Origin of the sequence: uncultured Aquimarina sp., from assembly GCF_947492405.1 — a bacterium.
Taxonomy (GTDB): domain Bacteria; phylum Bacteroidota; class Bacteroidia; order Flavobacteriales; family Flavobacteriaceae; genus Aquimarina.
The window spans coordinates 165,579-173,198 of record NZ_CANLMP010000010.1 but is presented as its reverse complement, the minus strand read 5'-3'; the positions used below and the strand labels follow the sequence as shown (position 1 = coordinate 173,198).

Genomic DNA, 7,620 nt, shown 5'->3' with positions numbered 1-7,620 from the left:
TTAAGGAAATAACACGATCAGGATAAGTTGCACTAAATAGGGCAGAGACACTTCCACCCTCGGAATGCCCAAAAAGAACTGCTTTTTCAGAACCCACAGCATCCATAACTGCTGTAATATCCTCCATTCGCTCTTCGAGAGTAGCAAATTCTACAACTCTATCCGAAAGCCCAGTTCCTCTTTTATCAAAAAGGATTACTCTTGCAAACTTACCTAGCTCCGTAAAAAAATCAACCAATTCAGGACATGACCACATCCAATCGATATTGGATATCCATCCAGGAATATACACTATGTCTACTGGACCAGAGCCAAAAACCTGGTACGCTATACTAATATCTCCGCATTTGGTATATGTCGTCTTTGGTTTTGTCATATCATTTAGTTTTTAAGGAATGGAATAAGGCCTGAAGCCTACCGATTGTAAAACTAAAGAAAGCCATCTCTATCGCCATAAAAACGATACCTACAATGTGTATACGTTAAAGTTTAAAGTGTTAAAAATGGATATACAAAATGTAGACAAGTAAAATTAAAATACTGAAAATCAATTATTTATTATTTTTATTTCAGAAAAACCAACAACCCTCTACATCCACTCTTTTTCTTGTTCGAACTTTACTAAATATGTGAAAATTTCCTGCTCTGGAGTCAATTTTAGCTTTTTCCTAAGGCGATATCTTGCGGTTCTAGCACTATCCGGAGATATCCCAAGAATACCAGCCATTTCTTTAACATTGAGGTTAAGCATTATCAAAGAACAAATTCTTAAATCATTGGTACTTAAATCTTCGTGTTGTGATTTTAACTTTGTGTAGAATCCCTGATATGCATCTTCAAAAAACCTGCTGAAGTCATCCCAATCTTTATCAATACTCAAGTTTGTACGTACTATTTTATTAAGATCAGCAATTAATTTGCTTTTTTCTATAGAGGAGGACTTTTTAATATTTTGAATGGTTTGTTGTATTCTCTCTATGATTTCATTCTTCTTTATAAAATTCAGCGTATACGAACTGAGCTCTTTGTTCTTAAAATCCAATTGCTGTCTTAATTCTGTTTGCTTTAATTCTGAATTCTCTAATTCTTTTTGTGTCAGTGCATGAGCAGATTCTAGAAGCTCTTGAGTTTTTGCGGTCAATTGATTACTCTTTTTTGCACGTTGGCGGGATATCATAAAAATAAAACAACCACAGATCGATATAGTAATAACACTAAGGATCAAAATGAGTTGTATAAGATCATCTTTTTTTTCTTGCTCCTTAAGCATTATCAACTCTTTATCTTTTTTTTCTAACTCATTTTCAAATTCCAGATAGGCAATTTGTTTTGATTTTTCTAGATTGAAAAGAGAATCTCTAAGAAAAAGATATTTATCATAAAAAACATAGGCTTCTGCAGGTTTGGCTTGTTGTTTTTTTAATTCTTTTAATTCTTCATAAGCAAACAACTCGTATTTCTTAAGGTTATTTTCTTTAGCAAGTTGTAAACCTTTATCTACCTCTACAGCTGCCTCATCGAGTTTACCAGAAAGTCTTAAAATTTTACCGTTTATAATAAGGTTATTTGTTAATCCATCAATATCATTTACTTTACTTCCTAACTCTTTAGATTTTTTTATGTGGTAATATGCTTGTTCTATTTCGTTTTTATGAAGATATAAAATCCCTAGTTTGTTATGTGCTTCTGCAACACCATAAGTAAAGTTGTTATCCCTATGCATTTTTAGCGCATCGGATAAATATTGTAATGCTTCTTCATCTTTATGTTCTTCAATAAGCATGGTGCCTATCTTAGTAAAGGTAGTAGCTATCCTCCCTTTTAATCCCAATGCGGTGAATTCATTAATCGCTTGTTCGTAATAGTGCAATGCTTTTGCATACTCTTTAAGATCTGCGTAGACCATCCCTATATTAAGTCTTGTATTGGCCAGACCCGCTTTATCTTGTATGATTTGATATGTTTTATGAGAATTATTAAGGAATTGTAATGCCTTAGTTAGATTTCCCTGAGCCCAATGGGCTACCCCAATCACACGATTTGCTCTAGCTAAACCTTTGTTGTATCCTAATTTTTCGGATAATTGAAGTGCTTTTAAACCAAAACGTATAGATTCATTAGCATCTACAATCCAATATTCATACCCAATTGCATTAAAAATATTGACTCTGGTAGTATCTTCTGTGGTATGTGCTTTTAATTTTTGTTCTAAACTGTCAATCTTTTTAGTAATCTGTATTGCAAAGGAATTATCTATCAAGAAAAAGATCCCAAAAACTACACAAAAAACGAACTTTTTACCGCATAAACATCGTTCTAACAGAGGTAAAGAAGTTTTAATAAAATTCATTAACAACAGGAATTACAGGAAAAAGTGATTTTTATAGCTATAAAACTACTCATCATTTTTTTAATCTAACCTGTAATAAGTGTTAAAACCCTTATAGAGCAAAGGATTTTGAAAACCTCTTAATAAACCTCCTATTAATTTAATAAAAACGTATTCCTTAATTCATTTTTATGTGATTGCTACTTAGAGAGAAACTCCAAGTAAAACTCCAGCTCCAACTCCGGCAACACCAATCAATATTTTTTCAAAAACAGTCTTTCTTCTTTGTCGTTTAGTTGCTTTTTCTACGAGTTCCAGGCTGTTGGTTGCTTTATCGAGACTATTAATAGTATAATCCAAAGCTTTTTGTGTATTGCTTAAGGTTGCTTGAGTTTTTTGATATACGATTTGATCTAAACTATCACTTTTAGTAAAGTTGATATTTAACCGACGTTCCAGATCAATATTTCTTCGCAAAGTTTGGGTGTATTTTTCTACTAATTCTTTAGTCATTTTATCTTGATCAATCGTACTCTGATATACATTCTTAATAGCTAAAAAAGATTTCTTATTAACCAGAAAAATATCTGGTGTTCTAAAGACATATAAACTATCTTTTTTTACAGTAAATGGTTCTCCTGAGCGATTAGCATAAGACTCCTTAATTTCTATCACTTTTAGTGAATCTATCTCTTGACTAAAAACTTTGCATACCGAGAATATCAATAATGTAAATACTATTTTTTTCATGTTGTAAAATTTATGTGGAACCAAACTTCTATTGATTTAAACCAAAAAGATCATCTAATAAAATACGTTCTTTTGCTAATTGATCATTCGTTAATTGTATAGAATCTTTAATATTCTGCAATTCGTCCCAATCTTTAGCATTCTTTCGTTTAAATGAAAAAAGTAATGAATCTCGTTTATGGATGATCAAATCCTTTTGGATTTTCATTTGTTGGAATTCTAATCTAGTATTTTTTAAAAGATTTTTTGTGATTGCCAAAGTATCTTTTGATATCTCCAGTTCTTTATTTGCCTTCTCTAGTTCTGAAGTAATAATTTTCCAATTCTCACTAGTATTAAAAGTCATGTAACCGATAATAATTAGAAAAGCTATTGCTACTATCTGCAATACCGTACTGATATTAATATTTTTCATATTCTGATTTCAATCAAAATTATCTAATAAACATTTTATAATAACTCTTGTTATAAAATTGAACATTCGTAAGCATATTTCATTTTCCAAAAGGATGCTAAAAATCTCTTTTTCTTTTGACATTAAAAGTATAGAAAACCCACTAATTATACTATTACAAAACCGGATAATATTGATAAAAAACCGACACTATAAAATGAATAAATTGTGTGGATATTTACATCTTTTGTTGAAGCCAAAACCGATCTATTCATGTCTTTGAAAAGAAAAATTCTTAAAAGCGACTAATCACAACAACGCTCTTTCTTGGTTACATAAATAAGAGATTCCAATTATTATAAAGATTACTTTTATAAAAAGGTACTATTATGATTTTAGTAAACAAGTTTGTGCGTATTTTTCATAACTATACTTACTAACCTTTATGCACCATTCTGCAAGGTTATTAGAGTGCTTACAATCACACACTATTTTCTTCTGGTTTAACGGTATATTTATCTTTATAAAGTATCATCAGATTACAGAATGAAATAATAAAACCTGCTGAAAATAAATAACACAAAAACAAAAGAACTATCAGCTGTATTCTATTAGAAGTAATACTTTCTTTGGTCCAAGCTTTTTCTGGATCACCTAAAATAATCATCATTTGCTCATTTCTGGCTGGTAAGAAACCATGAGATTCTTTAAATGCTTCAAAAGGATTGGTTTCTATGAATTCATTACCAATCACTATATCTTTATCCAGATATGGTAAAGTTTTGCTTTCACGTGCAAGATGGTATGCCGCATAGGTTCCTACAAAAATCACTATAAAATTAATAGATAAACGCATCCATACTCTGATGATTTTATTTTTTAAGGAATATAGAATTAAAAATCCCGCAAGGGCAGTAGCAATGAATACTCCAAATTTCATTAAGAAAGTAGTATTCTCATCGGATGCATACCAAGAAGGTAAAGGGATTATAAAAGCACCTGCCACAGAAGCTATCCAAGTACTAAGCAGTGTAATTTCTTTCCAGATTTCTTTTAGTTTAGATACTCCCATAGTACTACAATTTTGGAGTTTTAAGCACTAATTGTTTTTCTTCTTCACCGCTATTACTCATAATCAAATGTAGTTCTGGTTCTCCTATACGATCTTCTTTTTCTAACCAAAAAAGATAATACCCAGGTACAAAATCCTGAATAGCATTCTGAGTAGGCTGGTTAAACCGAAATCTTTTAACATTCTGTCCCTGCTCGTAGGACAGTTTCCCGAAAACAAAAAACCCTTCTTCTTCATTAGAATTTACCGTTACTTTTATTTTTGTAGTAGCATTGTTTGCTGCTGTATTCTTAATCGTTTGTAATTTGGCATCATAATCTTTATAAATTGCATTCAAGATAAATTCCTTATCTGAAGTTGTTGTAAACTCCTTGTTTATGCGACTTATCGTTTTCTCAATTTCTATTAATGTAGCAATATACTCTGGAGTAAGTGCATACTTTTCATTACACTTTTCTAAAACAGGAAATAACATTGCACTCTTTTCATTCAGATTGTTATAAGCTTCTTTTAGCCCTTTTTCTTCGGAAACAGCAATCTTTTCTTTAAGACTAGCGATGGTTTGTTGTGATTTGGATAAGACCAAAGTAAGATCATTATTTTTAGGTCCATAACTTGCACAACTGGTTATAAGAACCAGTATGAAAACTATTACTATTTGTGTGACTAATTTTTTCATGAGTAATCATATTTAATATTGTTGGTCTATCATGTTGAATCGTAAAGGTATATTTCGAAATGGGTATTGGACTAGTACAAATCCGACATATTAGAGTAATTTACCGACTCTTTACTTTAATTATAAAAGTCCTTCCATAACTTTTTGCCAATCAAAAGCGGGTCCTATATCCCACTTACCAGAAGATCGATAGTTTACGTGAGAGGTGATTCCTCTAAAATTAACCAGCTCACTTTCATTTACCACATCATATCGTTTATTTTCTGGTAAGAATGTTGCAGGTATGTTATATGCTGCAGTTAAATATCGAAGCAAAAAGATCAAACTCTCATATTGTTTTTTAGTATGTGTAGCAAAATAGTGCTCTCCCCTATGAGGCATGTCTAGCTTTCTATAAAATTGCTTTTCGTTAATATGACAATACACATCGGTATCGCTATAAACAGTTACTAACTGATCCCCTATTCGTTTTAAAAAACCAATGTTAGACATTTCGATCCCTATTGTTCTCTTACCTCCTTTGGTATTACCTCCTACTGCTTTGGAACCTAAGTGATATGCCCAATAGGCAGAAGACCACATATTAAGAATCGTACCATTTCTCGCGATAATAAAAGGTACCGAAACACGATAATTAGGCTTGGATAAAGCGGCTACATCTCCTTTTAAATATCCAGCGGTATAATGTAATACAATCTGTTTTTTGGTATGCTTTTCCTGAACATAAAATGAAGCGTCTCCATTTTTAGGTCGACATCGGATATATTCCATCATTTCTGTGCTTCCTTGAATTGGCACTGAACTTGGAGTTAATAAAAATTCTTTCCCGGCTGAATCCCTACCGGTATCAAAAAAGCTTTTCTCATGTTTAGCTATACTTGTTGCCTTCATACCTTCTTCAATTTATGATTATACTGATACAAAAGTACTGACCGTGGTACTGGCAGACTATCTCAAAACCGCCAAATAAAGGGAATTTTACGACAGAGTAGTTGCTTTTATAAATTCTTATGTTTTATAGAAAAACATCCATCCCCTGTTCATCCTTCTTAAGAAGTAACTTCTTTTTGTAAAACATCCATCCCCAACCCTTCCTTCAAAGGAAGGGGGCTAAAAAAACCGTTTGCTGCTCGAAAAAACTTCTCAAAACACCTATGCTATTTGTTTCTTACGATATGAGTTCGATTATTAATGTATTAGATTTTAAAACCGCCAATTCGAGTGTCCGCCTCGGGCGGATGTATCGAGAATAGGTTTTTAAATCCAAAACGCTTTTCATCCTGAGTTTATCGAAAGGTCGATACGATTTTCTATCAAAAATCACTCTGACTGACGTAAATTTTCTTGTATCGAACTCACGTTTGGAAATCCAACAGCGTCGATTATGCTTCTGGAACGGTCAATTTTTTGATAACATTTTGTATATCCTTATCGATTCTTCCCTTTACCAGCCAGGCGACAGCAAATGCATATACAGCTACCCACTCTAACCAAAAAGTATAAGCAGGAAGTATTTCATCCATATTTATTCCTAATAGTTTCTCGATGGCAAAAATCACAATAAGCACACCTACAGAAGCCCAAACGATAATACCACTCCTTCTGAACAATTTATTTTTAGAGGACGATGCTTCATGATTTAAAACAAATTTGTAAAAACTCATATACCCTAACAAAAAGAAAAATGAAGCTGCACTAAGCAAATGAATGGTTCCTAGTAAGCTGTTAGATTGATGACCAAACAAATAGGGAGTATCCGTAAAAAACAAAGTTCCTAATGGATTTTCTGATTTGGTAGGGACTAGTACTGTAATCAAAATGCATATTCCTGCTACTGTGGTGATCAAACGATCGCTAAACGACTCTCCATCTTTTTTTGGATATCCTCTATAGTTTATTAAGATTAAGCCAAAAGCCGAAAGTATCAAAATAAAAAACACACCTCCTGCTGTGTAATAATAATGACTCATACTAGACAGTAATTCCTGATGTGCTACTAACAACAGTATAGGTAGTGCTAATCCCAGGATTCCTATTGTTTTTCTAAGCGAATACATTGATTTTTTATCTTCCATAATTATCTTATTTATAAGACTTCAAATGTAGAAAGAGAAAGTTCTTAAGGCTATTACAAAACCGTCAAATCAAGGGAAAATTACGACAAAAAGTGATCTAGAAGGTGTGTAAAAAGGCTTCAAAACTTAAAATTTTCAGTCTGAGCTTGTCGAAGATGTTTTAAAAATAAGAAGTTAAAAACTTCAACAAATTTGACACCGTAAACTTACTTTTTAGACACCCTCTTAATTTTGGAGACTACTTGCGAAGATCTTTGACTTTCTTATATTTCACATAGCTACTCTTACCTTCTAACTGTTGATGCTAAGAAGTTGCACCTA

8 protein-coding genes are annotated in these 7,620 nt (G+C 32.2%); all 8 read right to left on the bottom strand.

Features of this window, described 5'->3' with window-relative positions:
• The coding region (locus Q0829_RS26275) for an alpha/beta hydrolase (RefSeq protein ID WP_298548786.1) at positions 1 to 376 on the bottom strand (376 nt) is incomplete at its 3' end.
• A 213-nt stretch (positions 377 to 589) separates the two neighbouring features.
• Positions 590 to 2,350: a tetratricopeptide repeat protein gene (locus Q0829_RS26270; RefSeq protein WP_298548784.1), complete on the bottom strand. Its 1,761-nt coding sequence runs from the start codon at positions 2,348 to 2,350 to the stop codon at positions 590 to 592.
• Between the two features lie 183 nt (positions 2,351 to 2,533).
• Positions 2,534 to 3,079: a hypothetical protein gene (locus Q0829_RS26265; protein WP_298548782.1), complete on the bottom strand. Its 546-nt coding sequence runs from the start codon at positions 3,077 to 3,079 to the stop codon at positions 2,534 to 2,536.
• Between the two features lie 28 nt (positions 3,080 to 3,107).
• Positions 3,108 to 3,494: a hypothetical protein gene (locus Q0829_RS26260; RefSeq protein WP_298548780.1), complete on the bottom strand. Its 387-nt coding sequence runs from the start codon at positions 3,492 to 3,494 to the stop codon at positions 3,108 to 3,110.
• Between the two features lie 460 nt (positions 3,495 to 3,954).
• A complete protein-coding gene (locus Q0829_RS26255) occupies positions 3,955 to 4,545 on the bottom strand; it encodes a hypothetical protein (RefSeq protein ID WP_298548777.1) in 591 nt (196 codons plus the stop codon).
• Positions 4,546 to 4,549: 4 nt separating this feature from the next.
• Positions 4,550 to 5,224 carry a hypothetical protein gene (locus Q0829_RS26250; RefSeq protein WP_298548775.1) on the bottom strand — a complete coding sequence of 225 codons (675 nt, stop codon included), beginning with the start codon at positions 5,222 to 5,224 and terminating at the stop codon, positions 4,550 to 4,552.
• A gap of 120 nt (positions 5,225 to 5,344) precedes the next feature.
• Positions 5,345 to 6,115, bottom strand: coding sequence for an N-acetylmuramoyl-L-alanine amidase (locus Q0829_RS26245; protein ID WP_298548772.1), 771 nt, complete (start codon positions 6,113 to 6,115; stop codon positions 5,345 to 5,347).
• Between the two features lie 491 nt (positions 6,116 to 6,606).
• Positions 6,607 to 7,299 (bottom strand): hypothetical protein, encoded by a 693-nt coding sequence (locus Q0829_RS26240; RefSeq protein ID WP_298548770.1) that lies wholly within the window; start codon positions 7,297 to 7,299, stop codon positions 6,607 to 6,609.
• Positions 7,300 to 7,620: the final 321 nt, after the last annotated feature.